This window comes from Mycobacterium kansasii ATCC 12478 (genome assembly GCF_000157895.3).
Taxonomy (GTDB): Bacteria; Actinomycetota; Actinomycetes; order Mycobacteriales; family Mycobacteriaceae; genus Mycobacterium; species Mycobacterium kansasii.
This window is the reverse complement of sequence record NC_022654.1, coordinates 50,187-76,416: the sequence shown is the minus strand read 5'-3', so window position 1 is coordinate 76,416 and position 26,230 is coordinate 50,187. Positions and strand designations below refer to the sequence as shown.

Below are 26,230 nucleotides of genomic sequence, written 5' to 3'. Positions count from 1 at the left end.
ATTTTGGTGGGTGAGTGTTGCGGCGTTCGTGGCTGGGGTTGATCGGCTGCTGAGTCGCGGTCATGAGTTGTTCCCGGCCGGGGGGCCGGGTGGTGGGCAGGTGTTCGCCGCTGGGGGTCGGGTGCCGGTGCCGGAGGCCCCGGATGGCCACAGCGGTTTGACGGGTGGGGCTCGGGCCGCCGGTGGGGCGTATCAGCAGGCGCAGGCCGGTGCGGATGGTCTTGACGGGGACTCGGGGCAGGCGGTAGCCCAAGGTGGTGAGGTTGGTGCGCAGGGCCGCGCCGGGTCGGGGTTGATTCGGGATCAGGCCCGCGCGGTGGGTGCTGCGACCGCGGGGATGGGTCGTTCGCCGGCGGGCGCGAAGTTGATCATGGCGGCCATGGATGATCATTTGGCCGCGATGCAGCGTCAGTTGGATCAGACCACGGCCGAAAACCGGCTGTTGGCGATGCGGATGCGTCAGCTGGCGGCGGGCTATCGCGGTCTGGGTGCAGGTGGGATGGGCGGCGGTATGCCCCTGTCCGGGCTGGGCGGCTTGATGTCGGGCGGCGGCGGTGGCGGCGGCCTGAGCGGGTTAAGCGGCTTGGGGAGCGTGCCTGGAGGGTGGAGCCGTTTGGTGGGATCGGTCCGCGGGGGCCGGGGGCCGCGGAGCGAGGAAGCGGCGCCGCGCGGCGATGTGGGGACTGCGCTGGGCGGGTTGACGCAGGATTCGTCTCCGCGTGAAGTGGCTGCAGCGATCATCCATGAGGCTCGCCGGCGCGGCTACTCGCCGCACCAGACGATCGCGATCTTGTCTACGGCGATGCAAGAAAGCGGGTTGCGTCCTCGGGCTGTGAGTCCGAATGGGTTGTGGAGAAGCATTTTCCAGCAAGACTCGGGTTATCCGGGCCGCAATAATCCCAACACGGCGATTTCGGGATTTTTCGATCGGCTGGCCCACCATGGCGGTCCGTCGTCACCGGACATTTGGAAGTCGATCTTCTGGTTACAGCAGCGCCCGGGCGATTCGTCGGCTGAGGCGGCAGTGGCGCACGGACGTAGGGGCTATTTGAACGAGATCCAGAGTCAGTTGCCCAGGGCGACGGCGTTGTATCGCAGCATCGCCGGAGTTTGACCACCACCACCACAACGATGTACGAGGATGCTGCGAATTTTGCGTGGCTGTGGCCGGGGGGATTTGCTCGGGTTAATTTTGGTGGGTGAGTGTTGCGGCGTTCGTGGCTGGGGTTGATCGGCTGCTGAGTCGCGGTCATGAGTTGTTCCCGGCCGGGGGGCCGGGTGGTGGGCAGGTGTTCGCCGCTGGGGGTCGGGTGCCGGTGCCGGAGGCCCCGGATGGCGACAGCGGTTTGACGGGTGGGGCTCGGGCCGCCGGTGGGGCGTATCAGCAGGCGCAGGCCGGTGCGGATGGTCTTGACGGGGACTCGGGGCAGGCGGTGGCCCAAGGTGGTGAGGTTGGTGCGCAGGGCCGCGCCGGGTCGGGGTTGATTCGGGATCAGGCCCGCGCGGTGGGTGCTGCGACCGCGGGGATGGGTCGTTCGCCGGCGGGGGCGAAGTTGATTATGGCGGCCATGGATGATCATTTGGCCGCGATGCAGCGTCAGTTGGATCAGACCACGGCCGAAAACCGGCTGTTGGCGATGCGGATGCGTCAGCTGGCGGCGGGCTATCGCGGTCTGGGTGCAGGTGGGATGGGCGGCGGTATGCCCCTGTCCGGGCTGGGCGGCTTGATGTCGGGCGGCGGCGGTGGCGGCGGCCTGAGCGGGTTGAGCGGCTTGGCGTCGGGGATACCGGCGTCACTGATGGGCAGCCTGAGTCGCGGCGGCGGTGAGAACGGGGGGCCGGGTGAGCAGTCGGGCGCTTCGCTTCTGGGCGGCGGTGGCAGTGGGACGGCGCTGCGGGCGGTGCAGTTCGCCGAGACCAAGTTGGGTGATCCGTACGTGTGGGGCGCGACAGGGCCGCGCCAATACGACTGCTCCGGGTTGGTGATGGACGCCTACCGGCACGCGGGGGTTCAGTTGCCGCGCATGACCTACGACATGATTCACAAAGGTATGACGGTGGATCGCGCTGAGGTGCGGGCCGGTGATCTGGTGTTTTCCAATTTCTCGAGCAGAGGGCCGGAGCATGTGCAGATGGCGGTGTCCTCGACGAAGGTCATTGAGGCGCCCACCCCGGGGGGCCACGTCCAGTATTCGGGCTTCCCGCGTGGGCATGTTGTCGTGAAAAGAATTGTCGGATAACGATTTAACGGTGGGTATTGACGGTGGTTGAGCCGGGAGTGGATAAGGACGACGAGTCGCGCTGGCGCGGGCGCGGTCTGGGGCTTTCGACGCGGGTACAGGTGTCGGGGCACATGTTTTTCGCCCGTCGCGCGGTGGCGGCGATGACTCGGCGGCGGGTGCGGATGGAGGCCGAGCCGGGCCGGCGCCAGTCGATGGCGATGTTGGCGGGTGTGACGCTGACCGCTGTGCTGTGTCTGGGGGCGTTGTTCTGGTCGTTTGTGCGCCCGGCCGGTTCGGCGGGGCAGGCGCGGATTGTGGCCGATCAGGATTCGGGGGCGCTGTATGTGCGGGTGGGCGAGAAGCTGTATCCGGCGTTGAATTTGTCCTCGGCGCGGTTGATCGCCGGGGAGGCGGCCAGCCCGGTTCGGGTGCGCCGCAGCGAGATTGACGCAGCGCCGCGCGGGCCGCTGGTCGGTATTGCCGGCGCCCCGCAGGATATGGTGGCGACGTCGCCGGGTCGCTCGTCGTGGTTGGTGTGTGATGAGATCACCAAGGCGTTCGGGGCGGCTGCGCCTGAGCCGGTGACGGTGACCGTCATCGACGGCCAGCCCGAGCTGGGTCCACGCCGCCACGTGCTGGGCCCTGATGATGCGATGGTGCGCCGCTATGGGGATGCGGTGTGGTTGATCCGCGATGGGCGGCGCTCGTTGATCAATCAGGGTGCTCGGGCGGTGCTGTTGGCGTTGGGGCTGGGCGAGGATGCGGTGTTGGGGTCGCGCCCGATGAGCCGGGCCTTATTCGATGCGATCCCGGTGGGCCCGGAGTTGTCGGTGCCGGTGATCCCGAATGCGGGCTCGCCGGCACGGTTCGCGGGGGCGCCGGGCCCGGTGGGGACGGTGGTATCGACTCCGCAGGTGGGTGGGCAGACCGCGTATTCGGTGGTGCTCACCGATGGCGTGCAGCCGGTGTCGCCGGTGGTGGCTCAGGTGCTGCAAAATGCCGGGCCGGCCGGTGCGGTGATCCCGGTGGTGGCTGGCCCGGTGTTGGCGAAGTTGCCGGTGGTGCAAACCCTGGACTTGTCGGCGTTCCCGGCTACCCCGCCGCGGGTGATCGATAGCCAGGTCAACGCCGCGGCGTGCTGGCACTGGGAGAAGGTGAGCGGTGAGGCGCTGGCTAGCACGTCGGTCATCGCCGGCCCGAGCATCCCGGTGGCCGAGGGCCAAGTGGACAAAGTGGTGGACTTGGTGAAAGCCCCGGGGCCACAGATGCAGGCCGACCGCGTGTATCTGGGCCCTGAGTACGCCAATTACGTGGTGTCCACCGGTAATTCGCCGTCAGCGGCCACGGTGGAGTCGTTGTGGTGGATATCCGAATCAGGGGTGCGGTTCGGGGTGCCGCGCCAGGAGGACACGATGAACGCTTTGGGTTTGAAGAAGCATTCCCCGAGCCCGGCGCCGTGGCTGGCGCTGCGGCTGCTGGCCGCCGGGCCGGCGTTGTCGCGCTCTGATGCGCTGGTGCGTCACAACACGCTGCCTGTCGATGCCAACCCGGCCGAACTGGAGGTCCCGAAGTCATGAAGATTGGGTTCGCGCGCAAGCAAACTGCGCAGGCGCCGCCGTTTAAGCCTGAAACCCTTGACCTGCCGACTCCACTGAAAGTGCCGCCGCCACAAAGCAAACCGCTGTGGTCGGTGGCGTTGATCATCGGCCTGCTTGCGCTGTTCGGCGGAATGATGTGGATCAGCTTCGCCAGTGGTGCGCGCTCGTTTACCGGCGCGGGGTCATTTTTCCCGCTCCTGATGGTGGGCGGGCTGGTTGCGATGCTGTTCGGTGGCCGCGGCGGGTCGCAGGAGATGTCGCGCTCGAAGCTCGACGCGCTGCGGGCCCGGTTTTGCATGGTCATGGACGAGCTGCGAGGAACCACCTCAGAGTTGGCGGACCGGCTCGATCAGAATCACCGCTGGTATCACCCCGCACCGGGCACCCTGGAAGCGGCCGTGGGCAGTATGCGGATGTGGGAGCGCAAGCCCAACGGGTCTGATACATGGTTCGGGGTGGCCCGGGTCGGGGTGGGCATGACGGATCTGATGGAATCCAATGCCGCCGTGTTCAACGAGCCGCAGGACGCGCCGACCGATATCGAGCTCGAACCGGTGACCGGCAAGGTCCTCCAAGAGTTCATGCAATACCAGACGGTGGCCTACGGCACGCCGAAACTGGTGTCGCTGATGGTGGAGCCCGGCTATGAGCTACGCGGCCCGCGTGAGCGGGTGCTGGGCCTGATGCGCGCGATCCTGTGCGAATTGGTGTTTTTCCACGGCCCCGATCATCTGCGGCTGGTGGTGGTGACTTCTGATGCGGCCGAGTGGGATTGGGTGAAGTGGCTACCACACGCCGGTGATCCGAAGCTCATTGACGGTGCGGGCCCGGTGCGCATGGTCTATGGGTCGGTCGCTGAGTTCCTTGACGCGCAAACTGAGGCAATGTCGCTGTCCACCCGCGGGGACTTCCGCTCGCGCCTGGGCGCGTCGAAGGACCCTATTGAGCCGTTGCCGCACACGGTGGTCGTGTGCGACACCGAAGCGGGATGGGAGCGTCTCGGAAGCTCCGAAGGCGTCGCTGGGTTGACATTTTTCGACGTGCGCGGCCTAGGCCGCGTTCCGGCGTGCCGCGACGCGCGCCGGCGAGTGTTGTACATCGGTGAGAACGCTGTCATCTCGGCGGTGCCGCGCGACCCGATGACATGGGATCCGCAGGGGAACGATCCCCAGTTTTTCGCCTACGCCGATCAGATGAGCCGCGATGAGGCCGAGACGTTCGCCGAGCGCATGGCGCGCTTCCGGCTCGCCGAGGCCTATGAGGCGATCGAAGTTGATTCCGGCAAGCAGGTGATGGCCCGAGACATCCTGTCGTACTACGGGATTGAGGACGCCGCCAATATTGATTTCGACAAGTTGTGGGGCCCGCGTAGTGACATCAACTCCCTGCAGCGGTTGAAGGTGCCACTGGGTAACCGGATGGACAACAATGAGCTGTTTTTCGTCGACATCAAGGAGGACTCGGAAGGGGGCCAGGGCCCGCACGGGGTGATGGCCGGCACGACTGGCTCGGGCAAGACGACGATGCTGCGCGCCTTCATTGAGTCTCTGATGTTGGGGCACCCGCCGCAAAACCTGCAGTTCATGTTGGCCGACCTCAAGGGTGGCTCGGGTGTTCGGCCCTTTGCCGGGGTGCCTCACGTTTCGCAGATCATCACCGACCTCGAAGAGGACCAGGGTTTGATGACCCGTTTCATCGACGCGCTGGATGGCGAGATCGCGCGGCGCAAAGCCTTATGCGATGTGCCTGGCGCTGATGATGTGGGGGTATACAACAAGATCCGTGCCGATCAGCTCGCAGCGGGGGCTGCTGAGGTGTTGCCGCCGCTGCCGGTACTGGTGGTGGTCATTGACGAGTTCGCCGAACTGTTTAAGTTGATGGGTCAAGAGATTCAGGACTCGTTGTATCAGATCGCCCGCCAAGGCCGCGCGTATTGGATTCATCTGCTGATGGCCAGCCAGCAGATCGAAACTCGCGCTGAGAAGCTGCTAGAAAACGTGGGGTACCGGATGGCCCTGCAGACCAATACGACACAGTCAGCCACGGCGATCGGTGTGCCGAATGCGGTGAACCTCAAGGGTTCTGGGCAGTGCTATTTCTTGCAGGGCAGCCCCGCGAACGGCACGCTGACGAAATTTCAGGGCGAGTTCTTGTGGCGTGAGTACCGCAAGCCTGGCACGGAGGACCTCGACGACGCGCCGCAAGTGAGCGCGGCGTCAGTGAGTTATTTTGCGCCGCAACTGTTCTCCACGGACTTCACACCGTTGCCGCCGCCTGATGAGCTCGACGAGTCGCCAGCTGTGGATGGGGAAGTGGCTGATGTCGACGAGGTGACCGACGCGGGCGATAGCGAGGACGCCGAGGAGCGCAATGCGTTGATGCGCCCACAGGTGGGGCGCATCATCATCGACCAGCTGCGCCGGATTGACTTTGAGCCTTACCGGTTGTGGAAGCCGCCGCTGGATGCGCCGTGGAGCATCGAGAAACTGGTGAACACCTATCTGGGGCGGCCCTGGGACAGCGACTATGCGCGCACCCCGAACCTGGTGTTCCCTGTGGGGCTGGTGGACCGGCCATTCAAGCATGACCAGCATCCGCTGACCATTGACGTGTCGGGCCCGGGCGGCAATGTGGTGATCGTGGGTGCTCAGGGCTCGGGCAAAACGACTGCGCTGCAAGACCTGATCTGCGCGGCGGCCATGACGCACACCCCTGAGCAGGTGCAGTTTTACTGCCTGGCGTTTTCGTCGGCGGCCCTCAGTAGTGTGTCGGGGCTACCGCATGTGGGTGGTGTGTCGATGTCGCTTGATAGTGACGGTGTGCGCCGCACCGTGGCGGAGATCGCGGCGTTGCTCGCCTCGCGCAAGCGCAGCTTCGAGGCGACCGGCGTGATGTCGATGGAGGTGTTTCGCCGCCGCAAGGCTGGGCGTGAGCCCGGGGCTGTGCCTGAGGACGGTTACGGCGATGTGTTCTTGGTGATCGACAACTATGCGGCGATGGTTAGCGAATATGAGGCGCTCGTCGAAGACAAGGTGAACAGGATCATCAAAGAGGGGCCCACGTTCGGGATTCACGTGGTCGCCGCGGTGACCAAGAACACCGATCTGCAGGTGACGGTGCGGGGTAACTTCGGGTCTCGGGTGGAGCTTCGTCTGGCCGACTTCAACGAAGCGACGCTGGTGGCTAAGGCGAGACTGGCCACGGCTGTGCCGGCGCGGCCAGGGCGCGGCATGATTGGGCAAAATTACGAACGCACCGGCGTAGACCCCGTGGGGTTGCACACGTTGATGGCGCGCCCGGCGCTGGAGTCCACCGCCGCGGAGGTGTTCGATTCACGCAGTGTCGCCGAGGCTGTCAGCCGCCAGGCCGGTAGGTTCAATCCTGCACGTAAGGTGCGCAGGCTGCCAGGGCGGGTTTCGCCGGCCGAGCTGGCGGCGACAGCCGCCACCGATGATCGCACCCCCACGTCGATCGTGTGGGCGCTCGACGAGACCGAACGGCCGGTGTTTTTGGCCAGTCAGCATCTGATCATCGCCGGGCAACCCAAGTGTGGGCGCACGACGGCGTGTGCAACATTGATGCGCGAGATTCGCAGGGTTTACGCCCCGGGCGCTGACGGCGCTACGGGGCCGGGGCTGGAAGAAACGGCCGACCGCCCCGCGGCCCAGGTGTGGCTCATTGATCCGCGCCGCCAGCTACTCAACGTGCTGGATAAGTCCTACGTGCAGCGTTTCGCCTCGACGCCGGACTCGGTCAAAGCGCGCATGGGCGAGCTGGCCGCGGTCCTTGCGCCGCGGCTGCCCAGCGACGATTTATCGGTCGATGACATCGGCCGGCGCCACTGGCAGGGTCCGGAAATCTTTTTGATCATCGACGATTCTGAGCGGTTGCCGGTCGGCTTCGACTCACCTCTGGGGGTGATCGAACGGTTCGTGCAGGCCGGCGACGACGTCGGGTTGCACATCATCTACACCCGCCAGTTCGCGGCGTTCATGGCGGGCCTGGGGGCCGACCCCGTGTTCAGGATGCTCAAGCAGGCCAGGGAGCCGGAGCTGATCATGGATTCCGACCCCGATCAAGGATTCGTGAAGGGCAAATGGAAAGGCCATTGGATGCCCAAGGGCCGCGGATTCTTGCTGAATACCGCCGAATCGGGCGAATCGGGAATTTATGTCCAAGTCGCTGACGCCGGCCTCGGATAGATCTGCGATGGGCCGCGCGTAAGCCCGCGGGCGTCGATACACTTTTGTCATCAGACCGGTCAATGTCCGGTCGGCTCTTTACGGGAGGGTTCCATGTTTGTCGAGGCATTACCTGCGGGCATTGATGCATCCGCGTCCGGGTTGGCCGGGATCGGGGCGGCGGTAGCGGCGGGCAACGCCGCAGGAGCCGCACCCACACTGGGCGTGGTGCCGCCGGCGCCAGAGCCGGCGTCGGTTCTGTTGGCCGCGGCGTTCGGCACCCATGCCGGCGTGTATCAGGCCACCCAAGCCATCGGGGAGGTCGTCCACCAGATGTTCGTCTCGACCATGGGCATCAGCTCGGCCGACTACGCCGCCACCGAGGTCCTCAACACCGCTGCGATGGTCTAGGTCTAGCCCGCGGGTTAGCGCCCACAGCCATGGATTACGAGCTGCCACCTGAGATCAACTCGGGCCGCATGTATGCCGGCCTGGGTTCAGCGTCTCTGATGGAATCAGCCGCCGCATGGCAGGCACTGGCCGCGCAGCTCGGGTCCGCAGGAGCGGCGTTTGGGGCGGTGATCGAAGCGCTGACCAGCACGGCGTGGGCGGGGCCCTCGTCGATGTCGATGGCGCTGTCGGCAGCCCCGTACGTGGTGTGGATGATCGAGACGGCCGCGCAATGCCAGGAAGCCGCCGCGGCCGCGGCGGCGGCCGCGGCGGCGTTCGAGGCTGCCCGGGCCGGGGTGGTGCCCCCACCGGTGATCGCCGAGAACCGGGCGCAGCTGGCGGCCCTGGTGTCGACGAACTTCATGGGGTTCAACACTCCGGCGATCATGGCCAACGAGGCTCACTACGGTCAGATGTGGTCCCAAGACACCGCGACGATGTACGACTTCGCCGGGAATGCCTCGGGGATCACCGGCGCGCTGGTCCCGTTCGTGCCGCCAGCGCCCAACTCGGACCCGATCGGGTTGGCCGCGCAAGCGGCCGCGTTGGGCCAGTCGGGCGGCACCGCCGCCGGGCAGCAGCCGTTCAATTTCGCCAGCAGCGCGGGAAGCATGCCGGCGGGTTTGGACGGCGAATCCATGTTGTCGATGGGCCCGCAGCTGGTGAGCACGATTCCCCAAGCGCTGCAAGGGCTCTCGTCACCGCTGAGCCAGGGGTTGGGGGGCAGCGGTCTGGGCCAATTCAATTCGCTGCTGAGCCCGTTTATGAGTTTTATGAATCCGGGCATGTTCGGTGGGGGCACTGCGTCGACCTTGACCAGTGCGACCGGGCCCGGACTTGCGGGGATGGGCGGGGCAGCCTCGGAGGTGGAGGCCGTGGCGGGCCGCGCGGGATCGCTGGGCGGGTTGTCGGTGCCGGCAACCTGGACGGCCGGCGCCAGCGGGGAGTCGGCTAGTACGGCGCGGGCGGTCGCACCGGTGGCCGCCTCGGGCGGGGGCACGTCGATGGGGGCTGCACCGGCCACCACCGGGGGCTCCGGCATGTATGGGGGCACGCCGATGGCCGCGGGTATGCACGGGCGCGGCACGGACAGCGACGGCTCACCTCGCTATGGAAAACCCGTCAAAGTGCTACGCCGACGTTAGCGCCGAATTGGTGACATCATGTGCACGGAAAAATTCGTTCAAATAGCTTGCGCCGGCCGTTGCCCGGCGTTAGATCGGGCCAATAGACTGGCAACACAGCAACGCTGAAATAAAATCACTCGCGCTTTAAGGAGAACGTTATTATGGCCACCCGCTTTATGACCGACCCGCACGCGATGCGGGACATGGCCGGGCGTTTCGAGGTGCACGCCCAGACCGTTGAGGATGAGGCCCGCAAGATGTGGGCGTCTTCGCAGAACATCGCCGGCGGCGGCTGGAGTGGGCAAGCCCAGGCCACCTCCTACGACACTATGGGCCAGATGAATCAGGCGTTCCGCAACATCGTGAACATGCTGCACGGGGTGCGCGACGGCCTGATCCGTGACGCCAACAACTACGAGCAGCAAGAGCAGGCTTCTCAGCAGATCCTGAGCAGCTAACCGCCAGGTCCCTACCCACTTTTACGCCAAGGAGACGTACAACCATGTCGATCAACTATCAGTTCGGCGACGTCGACGCCCACGGCGCCCTGATCCGCGCCCAGGCCGCTTCCCTGGAAGCCGAGCACCAAGCGATCGTGCGCGATGTGCTCGCGGCCGGGGATTTTTGGGGTGGCGCCGGGTCGGTCGCCTGCCAGGAGTTCATCACCCAGTTGGGCCGCAACTTCCAGGTGATCTACGAGCAGGCCAACGCTCACGGACAGAAGGTGCAGACCGCCGGAAGCAACATGAACAGCACCGACAGCGCCGTCGGATCTTCGTGGGCCTAGCCCGCACTGTTCCAGCCAACGACGTGGCGGCACCGGATTCGGTGCCGCCACGTCAGCGTTTGAGCAAGGAAACCTGCTATGACGAGCGCCGAAATTCCGGCCACCCCGACTTCTGACATCACCGTCAACCTCGAGGGACTGTGGCTGCTGCAAGCCATGCTGGGCATTCCCCAGCTCGCCCCCGAACTGCGCGGACGCCCCTACGGACAACCACGAAACACCGACTGGCTCACCGCGCACCCGGGTTTGGCGGTGCTGGTCGACCAAGGCATCGCCGATGAGGATGCGATGGTGCGTGCTGATATCGCCGCGCGCATGAAGGTGCTGGCCGCGCCCGACGTTGAAGTCATCTTGCTGGTCTGCCGCGGGGCGATGAACGTGGTGACACCGGTGGTGATGGATGATCCCACTACCTGGCGCGCGATCCCCGATGAGCAGCTGCGCGTTGTGCTGGCCCGCCGCGACGGCCGGTGGGCCTCTGCGGTGCGCGCCGGGTCCTACGTCACCATTGACGACTGTCCGGGCACCGACCAGGAATGGGTGCAACGCCTAGTCTTTGAAGCTCTGGACTCGGTGCACTGGGTGGAGCCGGCGCGGATCAGCGCGGTCAACGTGCCGCTGGATGACATGCGTACCGCGATCACGTTGCACGCCAAGGCGGGCTCGGCAGCAGCGAAAATGGCTGCGCTGCGCGCACTGGGGCTGCGCGGGGGTGCGCTGGCTGAGCTGGGCGCGGCGTTAGAAGATCCCCAAGCTGAGGCGTTGGTTTATGCGCGCGCCCATGTGGATGCCGACACGGTGTGGAGCGAAACGGTGCTCAACCTGCGCGACACTGCCTCGGGGCGGGTGGCGCTGTACCGACTGAACCCGCCCGCGGGCAGCCAGCAGGAGTGGCTGGCCATCGCCCCGGCGGGTCCTGCCCAGCTGCATCACGCGCTGACGACGGTCTTCGACAGTGTCGGTGTGCGCGCCTGGGACAGTCATGAACGAATGGCCTGACAAAAAGCGGTACCGCCGTGCCAGCAAAGTGTTCTCGATGAATACCGAGCGGGCGTGGTATAGCGAGAATTCTGCCTTTAGGATCGGACATAGTAACCGCCAGCCATATGGGGACTAGGAATGACTGACAATTCGGACTTCATGTCGCGTTATCTGCCGCCGGAAAACAGCGAGCAACAGCGCGAGCATCCGGCGCCTGCCGAGGATGCCACCGAGGAGGTGTCGTTGGCTGATGTGCGGGTGCCCGAGCCGGGTGCGCCGCCGCCACCTCACATGCCGCCGGTGGGTGGCTACGAGTTCGGGCCACCGCCAGCCGAGGGGAACCGCCACGAGGCGTGGCCCGCGGCGCCGGGGGGCACTGAAGGTGCTCATGCTCAGGCCGAACCGGCACCACCGCCGCCGCCGGGTGCGGGGCCCTCGTTCGGGCCGCCGCCGCCGGGCGGGCATCCCCATGCTGTGCCGCGGCCCCCGGCGCCTCGGGCACCGGACGCGGAGCCGTCAGTTGGGCGCGGCCCGGGAGGGCAGGCGCCCGACCCGATCCCGCCGCGCCCGCAGTTCGATCAGCGCAACCCGCCGCCGCCGCCGCGGTGGTCACCCCCGCGTGTGGACCCTAAGCAACGGTGGGCGCCGCGGCCAGACCTTCGCACTCCCAGCTCGGCACCGACCCGGCATGTCCAGGTCGAGGAGGTCGTGAAACGGCGCCGCGAACCGGCGAAAATGGGGTGGCGCAAGGCGGTTCACGCCTGCACAGGTGGGCTGGTCAATCTGGGTGCGGGTGCTCATGAGCGTCAACTGATCGACTGGAAGTCTCGTGTGGCTTCCAACATTCCCGGCACGTATCAGATCGCGGCGATTTCGATCAAAGGCGGCGTCGGCAAGACGCGGGTGACTGCCGGTGTGGGCACCGTGTTCGCCTTTGAGCGTGGGCAGCCGGTCTTGGCGATCGACGCCGACACCACCTACGGGGGCCTGGGTCGCTTCGTTGATCGCGAGGCGCTGAACTCGATTGGCGATCTGCTTGCGGCCAAGGAGGTGGTTGTCGACTATCCCAAGGCTCGTCACTACACCGGGAAGAACCCCCAGGGCCTAGAAGTGTTGCCGGGCAACCAGAATGTGGCCAACCCGATGGACCTGGACAAGGACGTGTTCTACGACACCGCTGAGCTGACGCGGCGCTTTTACCAACTGACACTGGTGGATTGCGGCGCCGAAGTCGAGACCGAATTTTTCAAAACAGTGTTGTCGAACACCGACGCGTTGATGATCATCGGCAGCTGCAACGCCGAGGGCGGACTGGCGATCGAGACCACGGTGGAGTGGCTGGCCGCACGCAACGGTCACGAACTGCTCAAGCGCTCGGTGATTGTGCTCAACGACATCCATGACTGCGCGTCCAAGGCGTTTATCTCCCATATCACCGAGACGCTGGGGCCGCGGGTGCGTTCGGTGAAGACGATCCCATGGGATGCGCATTTGCGCGACGCGGATACGCTCGATTTTCCGGCCTTGCACAAGCGCACTCGGTTGGCGTTTTTGGAGCTGGCGGCCGAGCTGGCCGAAGGGTTCCCGACCGCGGGGGCGCTGAGCGCGTGACCCTCGAGCGGCAGCACGACAACCCTGTCACGGCGGCGGCTGCGCCGGCCCTGCCTGATCGGGTGTTGGTGGCGGTCATCGCGGGGGCCACCAAGATCGGGGTGGTGTTGGATGCCACCGCCTCAGTGTCAGTGCAGTTGGCGGCGCTGGTGGATCTGGTCAACACTCGACTCGGTGAACTGGGGGAGCCGGCGTTGACGGCAGGCCCGCGGGGCCGCTGGACACTGTGCTGGGTCGATGGCAGCCCCCTGAAGCCAGGCCTGTCTTTGGCCGCCCAAGGGGTCAGCGACGGCACCCGGTTGTGGCTGCGGTTCGCCGCCGACACCGAGGCCCGGATCAACGTCGTCGAACACGTCACCTCGGCGGTGGCCGCTGAGCTGAGCAGACGCTGGCCTGCTGTCACGCCGGTGTGGGCGGCGCGCGTCGGCGCGGGCATGGTGGTGGCCGGCGTGCTGGCCGCCACGGCCCTGCTGGGGCGTTGGCGTTACGGGCATCTGGGCTGGGCGCCGGCCATCTATTGTGGCGGGCTGGCGGCGCTGCTGCTGGCGGCGGCGGCGATCATCTTGGCGCGCCAAGCCAGTCGGCTGGCGCGCGGCGTCGGTGACACGCTGTTGTTGACCGGATGCCTCCCGTTGGCGGTGGGGGCTGCTGCTGCGGTACCGGGGCCGATGGGTGCCCCGCACGCCGCGTTGGGATTGGCGAGCGCGTTGGTCGCCGCGGTGCTGGTAGTGCGGTTCACCGGCCGCCATATCGCGTTGGGCACGACGGTGATCGTCACTGCGGCAGTCGGTGTTGTGGTGGGTTCGGTGCGTATGGTGCTGGTGACCTCGGCGCCGATCCTGTTGGCGGTCGTGCTGCTGGTGTCGCTGATCGGGATGCATGTGTCGCCCACCGTGGCGCGCTGGGTGGCCGGGATTCGGCTGCCGGTCTTCCCTTCAGCGTCGGGCCAGTGGATTTTTGAGGCGCGTCCGGATTTGCCGGCTGATCATGCGGTGGCCAGCGGTCAGGTGGCCACGTTCGCCGGGCCTGAGTCGGTGCGTGAGGTGACGGTGGCCACCGACCGGGCCCACTCCTATCTGACCGGGTTGCTGGTTGCGACAACAGGTTTGGTGGTGGTGTGCAGCGTCGGGTTGTGCGATCCGCATGCGCCGCGACGCTGGCTGCCGCTGGTGTTGGCGGGGCTGGTGGCGGTCGCGGTGCTGCTGCGCGGCCGTTCGTTCACCGATCGCTGGCAGGCGACGATCTTCGCGCTGGCCGCCGTGGCATTGGTGATCGGGGTGGCCGGGCGCTATGTGTTGGGGTTGTGGACGATGCCGGCATTGCTGGCGGGGGTATCGGCGATGGTGGCCGTCCCGGTGGCTGGCTTGGTGGCCGGTGTGGTGGTGCCCAACCGCTTCTACACTCCGACGTTCCGCAAGATCGTCGAGTGGGTCGAATATGTCTGCCTGACAGGCATTTTCCCGTTGGCGTTTTGGCTGATGGGTGTGCTGGCCGCGATCCGGTACCGATAGCGGGGGTGGTTGTTCGGTGAGTCGTGCACAAAAGGCCTGTGCGGCGGTATCGGCTGTCGCCGTGGTGGGGTTGACCGGGTTGTGGGGCGCCCCGGCTGCGGGGGCGGTGGAGCCCCCGCAGATTGATGTGGGCGCAACTCCGCCCGATGGGCCGCCGGGTCCGGATCAACCGATGCGCCAGGGCGCGTTTTGCCCGAAGGTGGGCACGCTGCCGGGTACGGACTATCGGGTGCAGCCGCATTACATGGACATGCTGGATTTGGCTGAGGCGTGGCGGTTTGGGCGCGGGGCGGGGCAGAAGGTGGCTGTGATCGACACCGGCGTCACCCCGCATCCGCGGCTGACCGACCTTGTCGGTGGCGGCGACTATGTGATGCCCGGCGATGGCTTGTCCGACTGTGATGCTCACGGGATGATCGTGGCCTCACTGATCGCGGCCCAGCCCGCCGATGGCAAGACGCCGCTGCCCCCGCCGCGCCAGGCCCGCCGTCCTGAGACAGTGCCCACCACCGAGGCGCCGCCGCCCCCGCCGCCACCGCAGACCGTGACGGTGCAGCTGCCGCCCCCGCCTCCGCCTCCACCCCCAGACGGGGCGAGCTGGCATCCTCGCGCGACTCCCACGGTGGTGGTGCCCGCCGGTCACCCGAAACTATCCCCGCAGAGTCCCGCGCCTGGTCCTGATGATCCGGTGCCACCCGCGCCGCCTGGCCCGCCGGAGCCCCCGCCGCCGCCGGCGCCGGCTGCGGACGGGTTTTCTGGTGTGGCCCCTGATGTGCAGGTCATCTCCATCCGGCAAAGCTCAAAAGCGTTCTCTCCCAAGGACGCTTTCGCAGGCAACCAAGACCCGGCGACCCGGCGCAAGGCGGGCGATATCCGCACGATGGCTCGTGCGATCGTGCATGCGGCCAACATGGGTGCCACGGTGATCAACATTTCGGAGGTGTCGTGTATGAGCGCGACCGACATGATTGATCAGCGCGACTTGGGCGCGGCGATTCACTACGCGGCCGTGGACCGCAACGCGGTGATCGTGGCCGCGGCCGGCAATGTCGGCAACGAAAGCGCTGCCATGGGCAACGACTGTAAACAGAATCCGATCTATAACCCGTTGAATCCCAACGATCCTCGCGATTGGGCGGGAGTGACCACGGTCGTTACTCCGGCGTGGTTTTCCGACTATGTGCTCACCGTCGGCGAGGTGGATGCCACCGGCGCTCCGCTGGACGGCAGCGTGGCCGGACCCTGGGTGTCGATCGCGGCGCCAGGCACTGACATCGAAAGCCTCTCACCGCGCGATGACGGGCTGATGAACGCGGTCGAGGGCAGCAAGAACACGCTGGTGCCGCAGTCGGGCACCTCGTTTTCGGCGGCGATCGTATCCGGCGTGGCCGCCCTGGTGCGCGCGAAGTATCCGCAGCTGACCGCCCATCAGGTGATCAACCGGCTGCTCTCAACCGCCCGGGCACCGGCGCGCGGGGTGGATAACCAGGTCGGGCACGGCATCGTCGACCCGGTAGCCGCCCTGACCTATGACCTGCCCCCCGGTGAACCTGTTGGGCCGCAACACCTGGCGGCACCCCTTGTGCTGGCCCCGCCCAAGGTGGGCCGCGACATGACCCCCGTGTGGGTAGCCGCCGCTGGTGTGGGCGGACTGGCGCTGGTGTGTTCGCTGGTGCTGGGCTCAGCAGCGCTGATGCGGCGACGAGGAGCGCGGTGATGAGGACGACCTTTCCGTTAAGCGTGGCGGCCGGCTGGCCGCGCCTGGTGGCGCTGTTCGTCGTCGACGTCGCATTAGTGGCCACCGGGGCGGCCGTGGCGGGCCGCCCGGGCTGGTGGGCCGGCGCCGCGCTCGCCCTTGTGGTGTCGCTGCTGGCGTTGCTGCGTTGGCGCGGTGCAGCACTGTTGACGCTGGCGTGGCGATCGGTGAGCAAACGGCACGTAGCTGATCTGCCGGGCGGTGAGCTGGCCGACTACGAGCGCCACTTCGGCTCAGGGCGGGTCGGAATCCGTGCTGTGGGGCCACATTTGGTAGCGGTGGTGGCCGTCGATGGGCCACCACACAGTCCCTCGGCGCTCGATTATTCCCGGGTCGAGTCGATGACGAAGCTGCCGCTTGAGGCGGTGGCCGCCGGGCTGGAGCAGTTCGATGTCACCTTAGAAGGCATCGACATCGTCAGCGCGGGGGTGCGCCGGGCATCCAAAAGCCACCACCCGTATGCCCCGGTGTATTCAGGGGCGGTGGGTGATCATCCCGCGGTCGGGCAGCGCCGCACCTGGCTGGTCGTGCGCCTGGACGCGCTGGCCAGTGCGCGGGCGATCGTGTGGCGCGAGTCGGTGGCGGCCACGATGAGCGCGGCCGCCGAATGGCTGGCCGCAGAACTGACCAGCCTGCGTATCCCGGCGCGGGTGTTGACCGCGGCCCAGATCCGCTCGGCCGATGAGGCGCTGCTGGCCGGGATCGACCCGAACGGATTGACGCCAGGGTGGAGCCGGCTGCGTCACGCCGGCGGTTACGTGCAGACCTATTGGATGTCGCCACGCGACATTTCGAGCACCACGATTGACCGGCTGTGGGCGCCGGAGACCGCTGCCACGGTGGTGTCGATCCAGGTGCGCCGCGCCGATACCGGCGCTACGGCCGTGGGGGTGATGGTGCGCTATCACAGCGGCGGGCCGCTGGCTGAGCCGCCGCTGACCGGGCTGAACCCGTTTGTGGGTCGTCATGACGCCGGGCTGCGGGCCGGGCTGTTGAGCGCGGGCAATGGCGGGCTGGCGGTGCCGGCGCGCGAACTGGCGGCCAACGAAAAGGTGGCGGTACCGATCGGCGCGACGGGCATCATCGTTGGCACGCTTCCCAGCGGTCACCCGCTGCTGGTCGACCTCAGTGATCCGACCGAGCTGGCCACCGTGACAATCTGCGGCGAGTTCGCCTTGCTGGTGCAGGTGTCGTTGCGTGCGGCCGCAACCGGGTACCAGGTGCTGGTCTGCACGCAGCGGCCCGGGCGGTGGCGCCAGGTCATTGCGGCCGGGTTGCAGGTGATCGACACCGCCGGGCTGGTCGAGCAGTTGCCGGCCTCGCAGTACCCGTATGTGATCGTCTACGACGAGGTGGCGGGCTCGGTGCCCGCGGGGGCGGCCGTCACGGTGCGCACCGTGGACAAACGGTCGGCCAGCGGCGCTGACATCCATATCGAACAGGAAGGCCCGGGTGCGGCGGTGATCCGCACGTGGGCGTTTCAGCATCGGCTCCGGATCAACCTCGATTATGAGCGCCGCTTGCTCGAGGGCGGCCCCCGGCGGGCCGCCTAACCGGTTAGATTCGTAGCTGATCATGACAGGTATTGAGGCAGAATCCCCGGCTCGCAGCGCCTTTCGCCGCGGCCTGTTGGCATCGGGCATCGGCGTGGACGGTCTGGTGCCCAGCCATAACCGGCAGGTGGCCGCCGACATGTTCCGCACGGTCACCCAGGCCGACCCGGGCGTATGTGACGGCTGGATGGGCCGGGTGCTCGCCGGTGAAGACAGCGTGGAAGTACTGGCCGGAGGCTGGGCAGCCGCAGAAACCTTCGGCCGGGAGATCCGCCGGCTAGGGGTGCTGGGCGCAGACTTTCGCCCGCTGGTGTTCGACGGCCTGTTTTTGCAGTTGCCGATCGGCTCAGTGGATGCCCTGCGTTGCGCATACGCGACCGTGTTGATCCGGGAAGCCAACTACAGCCAAGCCCACGAGCTGCTGAGCTCGGCGACCAAGCCGACCGATCCGTTTGACGCCGACATGCACACCTACGCCTGCGGGCTGTTGCATTTCCGCACCCAACGCTGGAGCGATGTGTTGGGCCTGTTCCCGATCGACAAACGTTGGTATCGGCCCGAATACGAATGCGCGGCCACCGCGATGGCCACCACAGCGCTAGCGTCGCTGGGGGTATTCGAGGATGCGTTTCGCCGCGGCGACAAAGCTGCCCGCGATGACCGCGTACCACCGGCGGCCACGGTGATCCTCTACACCCAAGCGATGTGTCTTCGTCACTTGGGCCGCGAGGACGAGGCCGCCCAACTGCTGCGCCGCGTCTATTCCCGCGACCCGAAATTCGCCCCCGCCCGTGAAGCGATGGACGACCCGAGCCGGCGCCTGGTGCTCACCGACCCAGAAACCATCGAGGCCCGCACCGACCCGTGGGACCCCGCGAGCGCCCCGAGCCGACTAGAGGCCGAAACGGCCCGCGACGCCGAAAAGGCCTCGCAGTATCTGGCCGAGGGGCAAGCCGAGCTGGACGCCATGCTGGGCATGGAGACGGCCAAACGAGAAATCAAACGCATCCGCTCGACCACGAAGGTCAACCTGGCCCGCACCAAGGTCGGGTTGCGGGTGCCGGTCACCTCTCGACACACCCTGCTGCTGGGCCCGCCCGGAACCGGAAAGACCTCTGTGGCACGGGCTTTCACCAAGCAGCTGTGCGGGCTGAAGGTGCTGCGCAAACCGCTGGTGGTGGAGACCAGCCGCGCCAAACTGCTGGGCCGCTACATGGCTGATGCGGAAAAGAACACCGAAGAGATGCTCGAAGAAGCCCTCGGTGGGGCGGTGTTCTTCGACGAGATGCACACCCTGCATGAACGCGGCTACTCCACCGGCGACCCCTACGGCAACGCGATCATCAACACACTGCTGCTGTATATGGAGAATCACCGCGACGAACTGGTGGTGTTCGGGGCAGGCTACGCCAAAGCCACCGAGCGAATGCTAGAGGTGAATCAAGGTCTGCGACGACGGTTTTCGACCGTGATCGAGTTCCACAGCTACACCCCGCCAGAGTTGATCGAACTGACCAAGCTGATGGCGGCTGAAGATGAGGACGTGACCACCGATGAGGCCGTTGAAGTCCTGCGCCCAGACTTCGAGAAGTTCTATGCCGATGAAAGTCTCACCGCTGAAGGCGATTTGATCCGCGGCATAGACGTATTGGGCAACGCCGGGTTTGTGCGCAACGTGGTGGAAAAGGCCCGCGATCACCGCAACGACCGCCTGGATACCACCGAGCTTGATGAGCTGCTGGCCAGCGACGACGTCGAAGTCACCGACGCGCAGCTGCAGCGCCTGCGGGAGCTCACCCGCGAAGACTTGGCCGAAGGACTGCGGGCGGCGGTCTCCGAAAAGCGTTCAGAATAGGCAAGTTATGAACGATTCAGACCAGATGATGGCGCTGTTCGTGGCGATCCTCGTGATGATCGGGCTGCTTTACCTGCTTTGCCGCCTTATCTATGTCATCGTCGACGAGGCATGGGTAGCCAAGAATGCACGCGAGCAACAGCGCGTACAAGAAATCCGCTCAGCTCAACAGCGCAGCGACCTGCTGGCCGAGCTGCGCGAATTCGGCCTGAGCGAAGAAGACCTTGATCTGCCTCACGAAGAGATCGCTGCCAGGGTCACCTACGCCGCCGGGCTGCACCGCCAAGCCGCCGAAGGACTCGGGCGGGCGGGCAGGGTCGCTGCGGCCAGTTGATCCACATCAACCCAGGGCAGCAGTGCTCGTCTGCTCGTTGCGCTACGGTGAAACGGCTTTACACTCCACCGATATGGACTATGTGGAGCAAGCTGGAATGATTCTGTATGCGCTTAAGAAGATTCTCCAGGAGCGCCAAAAACTACGGGGTGTGAGCTCCCCGACCGAGGATGAGTGGCGGGCGATCAACGGGGCGATCGCGGCCACCGGATTCAAGGTCGACGAGCCGTGGTCGTCGGCGGGTATGGGCGAGTGGCAAGCCACGCTCGAGCACGCGCTCACCGCCTCATACTAGATCGGCTGCGCCACAAGCGCTTTCGGTCTCTCGTCAATGTGTGGGACGGCCCTTGACAGGGGTGCTGTCCTCGTCGACGTCGACTCTGTCGGGCTGTGGGCGCGTACTGGGGCGCTGCGGCTGGTGTGGCGGAGAGGCTGGGTTGGCGCGCTGGTGCGTGGGGCGCTCGGGGCTGCCGCCCCGGCCGGGGGCTGGGGTTGGCGCTGGTTGGGCGCCGGCAGGCGCGGCGGGACCACCTTGGGGCGAAGAGTTGGGGGCGCCGGCCGGGGGGTTGGGTTGCTGTGCGCCAGTAGAGCTGTGGTCGCGGTGGCGGCGCTGAGCGACGTGACCGGCGACGGCGGCCGCAGCGACGGCTTCGGGTGCCACGACGGCGGTGGCGGCCTCACCGGCCATCATGGCACCATCGGCGGCGGCCGCAGTCCCGCCGGCGGTGGAGGAGGCCGCCACGTCAGCGGCGGGGGCCTGTGGTGCTGGGGTTTGTTGAGAGGCGCGCCCGGGTGAGGGTGGGCGTCCGCCGGGGGGGCGGCCGTTGACTGGGGGGCCGGTGAGGGGCTGGTCGGGCTCGTCGGGGGTATCGGAGGAGTCGTCGTCGGGTTTTTTGGCCCATGGTGCGCGCGAGTTGAGGTCTTTGGCTCGGTCGTAGGCGTCTTGTCCGCGTTGGTATCCTTCGCGGCCGCGGTGGACGAGTTCACTGATGGTGTGGGTGAAATCTTGGCGGGTGTGATCGCCGAGTTCGCGTTTGAGCCACCAGAACACGCCGATGGCGACGGCGGAGATGATGGCGATCATGAATAGCCGCGCGAGTGGGTGGGTCATGCCGACCTGGTCGGCGTAGCCGCCGCGGGCGCCCATTTTGAGCACGATCATGGCCGCGATGGAGATGTAGGTGGTGTAGGCGAATACCAGGGCGGCGTGTTTGAAGAACATGGTGATGCGCCGCGCGGCGCGCCGGCGCGGGTGGCCGTGGATCATGGCGGGTGCGGCGGCCACGATGGACATCAGGGCGTTGACGAAGGCCGCGCAGCATACCATGACGTAGCTGTAGGTGACGTAGCAGACGAAGAACGCGAAGACTGCGCCCAGGAGGCCGTAGCAGGCGCCCAGGGCGAGGTTGGCGCCGCTGAGGTGTTGGGCGAAGGACAGGGCTTGGGGTGCGCCGCAGGAGGCCATGGCGTGGGCGGGTGCTGCGAGGTCGCCGGCGTTGGGTGGGGTGAGCATGGCGGCGGTGTAGGCGCCACCGCAGGTGCCGATGTTATCGACGGTGGTGCCGAAGTTCATCAGCTGTAACGGCATTCGCAAGGTGGTGTCGGCGATGAGGCCGGTGAGGTGTTGGAGCTGGGCCTGGCCGCCGCCGCTAGTGATGGTGCCGTTGGCGAAGGCTGCTTGGGAGATGCTGAAGCCGAGGTTGCGTCCTTGGGTCAGTAGCCCGTTTTCGCTGTAGAGGTCGGACAGCGGGTCGCGGGTGAGCACGATGCCCAGGATGCCAACGGCGATGGTGGACACCATGATTCCGGCGCCGAAGCCTTTGCGACCATGCCACAGGATGTGGAAGGCGCCGACTGAGACACCGAGCAGTAGGCAGATGGGGAAGACCCACAGGTCGGCAAGGATCACCCGGATTGTCTCGAAGACCGGCCGAAACCAGGTGGCCAGCCACACCAGCCACGTGTTGGACATGGCGAACCGCAGCAGCCACAGCGACATGGCGATCATGAAGATGTAGATGCCGGCTTGGGCTTGCAGCAGTTCGATCACGCCTTCATGGGTCATGCCGGTGGTGACGGCGTTGGCCAGCCAGCGGGCCCAGCTCGACGGGTCCCAGCTGAGGCCAGGTCCTGCTTTGGTGATGGCTTCGGTGGTGCTGACCACGGACAGGTAGTAGTTGCCCACGGGGACGCCGTGGCTGTCGGTGACCCCGGTCCAGTTCAGTGCACCGGCCAGGGTGGAGGCGGCCGCGGGCGGGGCGGCTCCGATCGCGGCGGCGGCCAGGGTGTGGGTGATGAACCAGAAGGTGGTGACGCGCCGCAGGCGTGGGCGGGTGGCCATCTGGTAGCCGAGGTATTCGGCGGCGCGCTGGCCGAATGTTGTTGGCGGGGTGGTCATGCCGCGCGCCCGGGGGTGGTGTCGTAGGCGTCGTGCACGGCGGCGTCGGGTTCGGTGGCTACCCAGATGGGCGATTTGCGGCGGAACTCGTCGACGAAGAATCCGTAGCCTTGCCGCGCGCCGCGGTTGGGGCCGGCGGCGGAGTCAACCTCGTCGAAGGCGGTGGGGTCGCGCATCTCATCCGGGGAGGGCTGAGCGAGGAAGAATTCTTCGATGTCGGGGTAGTCGTCGAGGCGGATGCCGACTTTGGCGGCGACTTGGCGTGCCAGGTCTTCGTTTTCAAACGGCATGATCAGTTGCTGGGTGATGAACTCATCACCCATGAGCGCGAGGTCTTTGATGGGATTTTGGGTGATGATCAACAACCCTGTGTAGTGCTTGCGAGCTTGGCGGCTGATCAGGTGTGCGTCGTCGGCGCCGGCGCGGGAGTTGAGCAGGGCGGAGGCTTCTTCGAGGACGATGAGCCCAAACCGGGTGGGATCGGCGAAAAATGTCACTCTGGCTAGTCTCACGAGCATGCCGTAGATGGCCACGGAGGCACGTTTGCGGTCGGAGAGCTGTTCGTAGAGGTGCGGGGTGTTCATCTCTTTGGCGGTGGGCAGGTCGAGGCTGCCGGTGAGCCAGATCGTGACGTCGAGTCTGGCCAGGTCGGGCACGGGCAGCGTGTCGTCGAAGATGGCTCGGGTGAAGGCGTGGCTGGCCCACGATTGCAGGGCGGCAAGGATGGGGGCGAGGTCGTCGGCGAGTCTGACGACTTGCGGGGCGCGATTGTCGGGCCCAGTCGAGGGGGCCTGGATGTGGCTGATGTATTTCATGAGCGCTGCGGTGCTGGTGATGTCGAGCGCGGCAGCGACGTCGGCCTGCAGGATGGCGCGTAGGCGGCGCACTCCAACGCTGCGCGCATCCAGGCTCATCATGGGAACCATGTAGTCCAGCCAGTAGCCGCCGGCGACGTCGGCGGGGAAGACACGCAGCGGGTCGCAGCTGAACTGGTTGCCGGCCATGTCGATGACGGCTTTGTTGTCGACATCGGCGAGGGCTTTTTCCCACTCGGTGCCGGGGTCGACGATGAATGCTTGTGCGCCGCGTTGGATTTCGCCGCGGGTGATGCGTTTGGCGGCATAGGATTTGCCGTAGCCCAGCGCGCCGCTGCACACCAGGCAGGGGTTGCGGTTGCGACGCGCGGCGGCGGGCAGGTCGAGCAGCACGGCGCTGTTGAGGGCGTTGTTTCTGTTGAATCCCAGTAGGATTCCGGTGCTGTTGCCGACCATGGATGAGGTGAACGGCACGAAGCGTGACCACTTTTTGGTGGTGGTGGGTTGGGTGAATTGGTCGATGGTGGTTTTGTGGGCGGGGGCGGCGGGGTTGAAGGCTGCCCAGAGTTTGGTTTGGGCGCCGCGGTAGTGGCGGATGGCGATTTGGCCAGATTGGGTGAGTTCTTCGCGGAGGCGTTTGACGCTGTAGTCCAGGGTGTGTTGATCGGGGGCGCCGACTGCGATGACGAACGCGGCATGTAGGGGCCGTTCGTCGATGTTGGCTTCGAGCTGGCGGTTGTATTCGGCGAGTTGGCGCCAGGTGGCGATGAGTTCGGCGTCGCCGTTGCGGACGTCGCGGCGCTGGGTGAATTGGTCGTCGATGTTGCCTTTGGCGCGGTCGTTGCGCACGAATTCCATTTCGCGGCTTACGGTTACGAGGTTGACGGCGAAGTCGAAGGTGGCGCCGGTGTCGAGGTCGTCGAGGGCTTGCAGAAATTCTGATCCGGGGAACACGATGCCGGCCTTGGGCATGTCGACGACTGGCAGGATCGCTTGGTAGCTGTCGGGATACGCGCCTTCGGGACTGGAGACTCGCAGGGTTTTGCTCCACGAGGGGATGCGCCGCAGGCCGGCGGTCCACGCGAGCAGCGCCGCGGCGGACAAGACGGCGAGGGGGGCTGCTAGCGGGAGTCCGACCAGGAGGCCGGCCGCGATGGCAGCGGCGGCGAGTCCGGCTGCGATGAGATGCAGCGGCAGGAGGCGGCCGCCGCGATGGTGTTGGTCGCCGTCGTCGAAAACCGCGGCGGGCAGCGCGGCGGTGTCGAGCTGGTCTGTGGTAGCCCGGCGGGGTAGGGGGTTGTTGAACACTCCGCGCCAAGCGTTGTGCCGCCAGAACCAGTCGATCATGTCCGCACTGACCGGTTGGGGCGCGAACTGCTCGGGAATGGCGGTGATGATGTCGTGGGCCAGGCGCTGGTAGGCGGCCACCGAGTCGTCGGAGTCTTTGTCGCGCCCGATTACCCAGTCGCGCAGTTTGGCGGCTTGACCTGCAGGGCTGTGCCCGGCGCGGCCGGCGTCGACGGGCATGGCCAGCCAGTAGATGCGGGTGCGGGGGTGGTGGTTCTTGAGGACGGGCTTCATCCGCTGGCAGGAGTTGACCCAAGCGGGCTTGTCGCGGTGACCATCAACCATGGCGCGGAGCAGCTGGCGCTGGTTTTGGGGTACGGAGAGCCCGAATACCCAGGTGCCGGCGGGGACTTCGCGGGCCAGGGCTTGGTGACTGTCGGCCACGCCGGTGCGGCGTTTGGTGGATTGCAGGTAGTAGGGCAATCCGCTGATCAGGTAGTGGGCGTAGATACCGTGGGCGGTGAAGCTCAGGTTGCCGATGACGGTGCGCGGCGGTGTCAGCAGCGGGTCGCTGGCGGTGCTGGCCAGGGTGGGGCGCAGGGCGCGCCAGGCGCTGACAATGCGGAAGCGCAGGTTGGGCCGCTGACGGGGGATCAGTGCCGCGGCCCCGGCGGTGGCGGCGGTGAGCAGCAGGCCGTAGATCAAGATGGCGCGGGCGTGCCCGGAATCCAGAGCGAGGATGGTGAGGGCGACAGTGAGGGCGGTGCCGCCGTAGAGGCTGACCGCCACCCAGAGCCGCAGCGGCTTTTTGAACAGGATGTCGGTGTAGACCGGGGTGTCGTGGACGCCTTTGAATAGTTGCGCTGATTCGGTCACGGGTTATTTTCCTCGCGCGTTGTGACCGCGGAACCGGGTCGCCGGTTGCGGTGGAAGGGATGCTGTCGCAGGGTTATTGGCCGAATTGGCCGGTGGTGATGCCGGTGCGATCGACGGTGTGTTTGGTCGAGACGTAGATCGCATAACCCGAGCCGACGATCACGGCGACGACGACGCCGGTTAGGGCCCAGCCCACGGTCGCGCCGATGCGGCCGCCGAAGAAGGAGCCGACCGCGCGTGCACCGCCGCCGAGCAGGATAAGCACGACCATCACACCTACCCCGATGGTGTAGAGGGCATGGCTGCCCGAAACGAGGTCGGCGACGGCCAAAACCGTTGTGTGCGAAGCGGTGTTCATATCAGTATTCCCTTTCATGGTTAGTGCAATGACAGCGAGAGAGGTCCAAGGATGGGGCCGAAGGCGATGACGACGGCGGTGCTGGGGGTGAGAACTCCCCATCCCAGCGCGACCATGGTGCGCCCCTGACGGGCGGACTCGACAGCGAGTGCCAAGCTGGCGAGCACAACGCACACAACGCCCCCACCCAAGCCGATGGCGCCGAGGAGGGGAGGTCCCGCAACCTGGTTGGCGGCGTCGAAAAGCGTTGGGGCTGATGCGGTATGCACGTCAGGGTTCCTTTCACGATTTACTTCAGCGGTCCGGGCCGAATTGTGAATTTGGCACAACGGGGCCGAATTCGCGGTCGTGCCCGTGGGCGAGAGGCGGCGCTGCGAACACGAGCGCCGCGGTGAGCACTGTGGTCCAGATGAGGGACGCCCAGACGCGGCGGTACACGTACACGGCGCACAGCAGCACCGAGGGGGCGATCAGGATCGGTACGAGAAGGTGATGGCGGTCGAGAAAATGCAGAAGGCTCATGGTGGGTG

Annotated in this window: 21 protein-coding genes; 16 read left to right on the top strand and 5 right to left on the bottom strand. The window is 66.4% G+C overall.

All coding sequences use genetic code 11. The annotated features are described in order from the left end of the window. Nucleotides 1-10: 10 nt before the first annotated feature. From MKAN_RS29025 to MKAN_RS28095, 16 genes are all read left to right on the top strand, one after another. A complete protein-coding gene (locus MKAN_RS29025; RefSeq protein WP_051404593.1) occupies nt 11-1,114 on the top strand; it encodes a hypothetical protein in 1,104 nt (367 codons plus the stop codon). A gap of 85 nt (nt 1,115-1,199) precedes the next feature. Further along, complete coding sequence (locus MKAN_RS28165) at nt 1,200-2,240, top strand: C40 family peptidase (RefSeq protein WP_023363502.1); 1,041 nt, start codon at nt 1,200-1,202, stop codon at nt 2,238-2,240. A gap of 17 nt (nt 2,241-2,257) precedes the next feature. Further along, nucleotides 2,258-3,799: a type VII secretion protein EccB gene (eccB, locus tag MKAN_RS28160; RefSeq protein ID WP_007172345.1), complete on the top strand. Its 1,542-nt coding sequence runs from the start codon at nt 2,258-2,260 to the stop codon at nt 3,797-3,799. Further along, nucleotides 3,796-8,022, top strand: a complete 4,227-nt coding sequence (locus tag MKAN_RS28155) for a type VII secretion protein EccC (RefSeq protein WP_007172344.1) — start codon at nt 3,796-3,798, stop codon at nt 8,020-8,022. Before eccB ends, MKAN_RS28155 begins: the two co-directional genes overlap by 4 nt. Nucleotides 8,023-8,115: 93 nt before the next feature. Then, nucleotides 8,116-8,412 (top strand): PE family protein, encoded by a 297-nt coding sequence (locus MKAN_RS28150; RefSeq protein ID WP_007172343.1) that lies wholly within the window; start codon nt 8,116-8,118, stop codon nt 8,410-8,412. A gap of 29 nt (nt 8,413-8,441) precedes the next feature. Further along, entirely contained in the window at nt 8,442-9,596 is a 1,155-nt protein-coding gene (locus MKAN_RS28145; protein ID WP_007172342.1) for a PPE family protein, read from the top strand. Nucleotides 9,597-9,739: 143 nt separating this feature from the next. Further along, the gene (locus MKAN_RS28140) at nt 9,740-10,036 is read left to right on the top strand and encodes a WXG100 family type VII secretion target (protein ID WP_007172341.1); all 297 of its coding nucleotides are present in this window, start codon (nt 9,740-9,742) and stop codon (nt 10,034-10,036) included. 44 nt (nt 10,037-10,080) lie between these two features. Next, nucleotides 10,081-10,365, top strand: a complete 285-nt coding sequence (locus MKAN_RS28135; protein ID WP_007172340.1) for a WXG100 family type VII secretion target — start codon at nt 10,081-10,083, stop codon at nt 10,363-10,365. 78 nt (nt 10,366-10,443) lie between these two features. Beyond that, the gene (locus MKAN_RS28130) at nt 10,444-11,364 is read left to right on the top strand and encodes an ESX secretion-associated protein EspG (RefSeq protein ID WP_007172339.1); all 921 of its coding nucleotides are present in this window, start codon (nt 10,444-10,446) and stop codon (nt 11,362-11,364) included. Nucleotides 11,365-11,484: 120 nt separating this feature from the next. Beyond that, nucleotides 11,485-12,957, top strand: a complete 1,473-nt coding sequence (locus MKAN_RS32395; protein ID WP_023363500.1) for a MinD/ParA family ATP-binding protein — start codon at nt 11,485-11,487, stop codon at nt 12,955-12,957. Then, nucleotides 12,954-14,468: a type VII secretion integral membrane protein EccD gene (eccD, locus tag MKAN_RS28120; protein WP_007172337.1), complete on the top strand. Its 1,515-nt coding sequence runs from the start codon at nt 12,954-12,956 to the stop codon at nt 14,466-14,468. The genes MKAN_RS32395 and eccD overlap by 4 nt, the downstream gene beginning before the upstream one ends. A gap of 16 nt (nt 14,469-14,484) precedes the next feature. Then, complete coding sequence (mycP, locus tag MKAN_RS28115) at nt 14,485-16,185, top strand: type VII secretion-associated serine protease mycosin (protein WP_040624331.1); 1,701 nt, start codon at nt 14,485-14,487, stop codon at nt 16,183-16,185. After that, nucleotides 16,185-17,777 carry a type VII secretion protein EccE gene (gene eccE / locus MKAN_RS28110; RefSeq protein WP_007172335.1) on the top strand — a complete coding sequence of 531 codons (1,593 nt, stop codon included), beginning with the start codon at nt 16,185-16,187 and terminating at the stop codon, nt 17,775-17,777. Before mycP ends, eccE begins: the two co-directional genes overlap by 1 nt. A gap of 22 nt (nt 17,778-17,799) precedes the next feature. Beyond that, complete coding sequence (gene eccA / locus MKAN_RS28105; protein WP_007172334.1) at nt 17,800-19,632, top strand: type VII secretion AAA-ATPase EccA; 1,833 nt, start codon at nt 17,800-17,802, stop codon at nt 19,630-19,632. Nucleotides 19,633-19,639: 7 nt separating this feature from the next. After that, nucleotides 19,640-19,966 carry a hypothetical protein gene (locus tag MKAN_RS28100; protein WP_007172333.1) on the top strand — a complete coding sequence of 109 codons (327 nt, stop codon included), beginning with the start codon at nt 19,640-19,642 and terminating at the stop codon, nt 19,964-19,966. A 73-nt stretch (nt 19,967-20,039) separates the two neighbouring features. Further along, nucleotides 20,040-20,261, top strand: coding sequence for a hypothetical protein (locus tag MKAN_RS28095; protein ID WP_007172332.1), 222 nt, complete (start codon nt 20,040-20,042; stop codon nt 20,259-20,261). Nucleotides 20,262-20,294: 33 nt separating this feature from the next. On the opposite strand, the gene MKAN_RS28090 is transcribed toward MKAN_RS28095, so the two are convergent. The 5 genes from MKAN_RS28090 to MKAN_RS28075 all read right to left on the bottom strand — a co-directional run bounded on the left by MKAN_RS28090 (nt 20,295) and on the right by MKAN_RS28075 (nt 26,222). Beyond that, nucleotides 20,295-22,364: a hypothetical protein gene (locus tag MKAN_RS28090; RefSeq protein ID WP_007172331.1), complete on the bottom strand. Its 2,070-nt coding sequence runs from the start codon at nt 22,362-22,364 to the stop codon at nt 20,295-20,297. Next, complete coding sequence (locus tag MKAN_RS28085; RefSeq protein ID WP_007172330.1) at nt 22,361-25,342, bottom strand: ATP-binding protein; 2,982 nt, start codon at nt 25,340-25,342, stop codon at nt 22,361-22,363. The genes MKAN_RS28090 and MKAN_RS28085 overlap by 4 nt, the downstream gene beginning before the upstream one ends. Nucleotides 25,343-25,415: 73 nt before the next feature. Further along, the gene (locus MKAN_RS28080; protein WP_007172329.1) at nt 25,416-25,700 is read right to left on the bottom strand and encodes a hypothetical protein; all 285 of its coding nucleotides are present in this window, start codon (nt 25,698-25,700) and stop codon (nt 25,416-25,418) included. A 20-nt stretch (nt 25,701-25,720) separates the two neighbouring features. Further along, nucleotides 25,721-25,969: a hypothetical protein gene (locus MKAN_RS30900; RefSeq protein ID WP_007172328.1), complete on the bottom strand. Its 249-nt coding sequence runs from the start codon at nt 25,967-25,969 to the stop codon at nt 25,721-25,723. Nucleotides 25,970-25,994: 25 nt separating this feature from the next. Beyond that, nucleotides 25,995-26,222, bottom strand: a complete 228-nt coding sequence (locus MKAN_RS28075) for a hypothetical protein (protein WP_007172327.1) — start codon at nt 26,220-26,222, stop codon at nt 25,995-25,997. Nucleotides 26,223-26,230 lie beyond the last annotated feature (8 nt).

Excerpts from the sequence above, each read along its gene's own strand:
- MKAN_RS28155 (WP_007172344.1), top strand. The coding sequence starts at position 3,796 with ATGAAGATTGGGTTCGCGCGCAAGCAAACTGCGCAGGCGCCGCCGTTT.
- MKAN_RS28150 (WP_007172343.1), top strand. The coding sequence starts at position 8,116 with ATGTTTGTCGAGGCATTACCTGCGGGCATTGATGCATCCGCGTCCGGG.
- MKAN_RS28145 (WP_007172342.1), top strand. The coding sequence starts at position 8,442 with ATGGATTACGAGCTGCCACCTGAGATCAACTCGGGCCGCATGTATGCC.
- MKAN_RS28140 (WP_007172341.1), top strand. The coding sequence starts at position 9,740 with ATGGCCACCCGCTTTATGACCGACCCGCACGCGATGCGGGACATGGCC.
- MKAN_RS28135 (WP_007172340.1), top strand. The coding sequence starts at position 10,081 with ATGTCGATCAACTATCAGTTCGGCGACGTCGACGCCCACGGCGCCCTG.
- MKAN_RS28130 (WP_007172339.1), top strand. The coding sequence starts at position 10,444 with ATGACGAGCGCCGAAATTCCGGCCACCCCGACTTCTGACATCACCGTC.
- MKAN_RS32395 (WP_023363500.1), top strand. The coding sequence starts at position 11,485 with ATGACTGACAATTCGGACTTCATGTCGCGTTATCTGCCGCCGGAAAAC.
- eccE (WP_007172335.1), top strand. The coding sequence starts at position 16,185 with ATGAGGACGACCTTTCCGTTAAGCGTGGCGGCCGGCTGGCCGCGCCTG.
- eccA (WP_007172334.1), top strand. The coding sequence starts at position 17,800 with ATGACAGGTATTGAGGCAGAATCCCCGGCTCGCAGCGCCTTTCGCCGC.
- MKAN_RS28100 (WP_007172333.1), top strand. The coding sequence starts at position 19,640 with ATGAACGATTCAGACCAGATGATGGCGCTGTTCGTGGCGATCCTCGTG.
- MKAN_RS28095 (WP_007172332.1), top strand. The coding sequence starts at position 20,040 with ATGGACTATGTGGAGCAAGCTGGAATGATTCTGTATGCGCTTAAGAAG.
- MKAN_RS28090 (WP_007172331.1), bottom strand. The coding sequence starts at position 22,364 with ATGACCACCCCGCCAACAACATTCGGCCAGCGCGCCGCCGAATACCTC.
- MKAN_RS28080 (WP_007172329.1), bottom strand. The coding sequence starts at position 25,700 with ATGAACACCGCTTCGCACACAACGGTTTTGGCCGTCGCCGACCTCGTT.
- MKAN_RS28075 (WP_007172327.1), bottom strand. The coding sequence starts at position 26,222 with ATGAGCCTTCTGCATTTTCTCGACCGCCATCACCTTCTCGTACCGATC.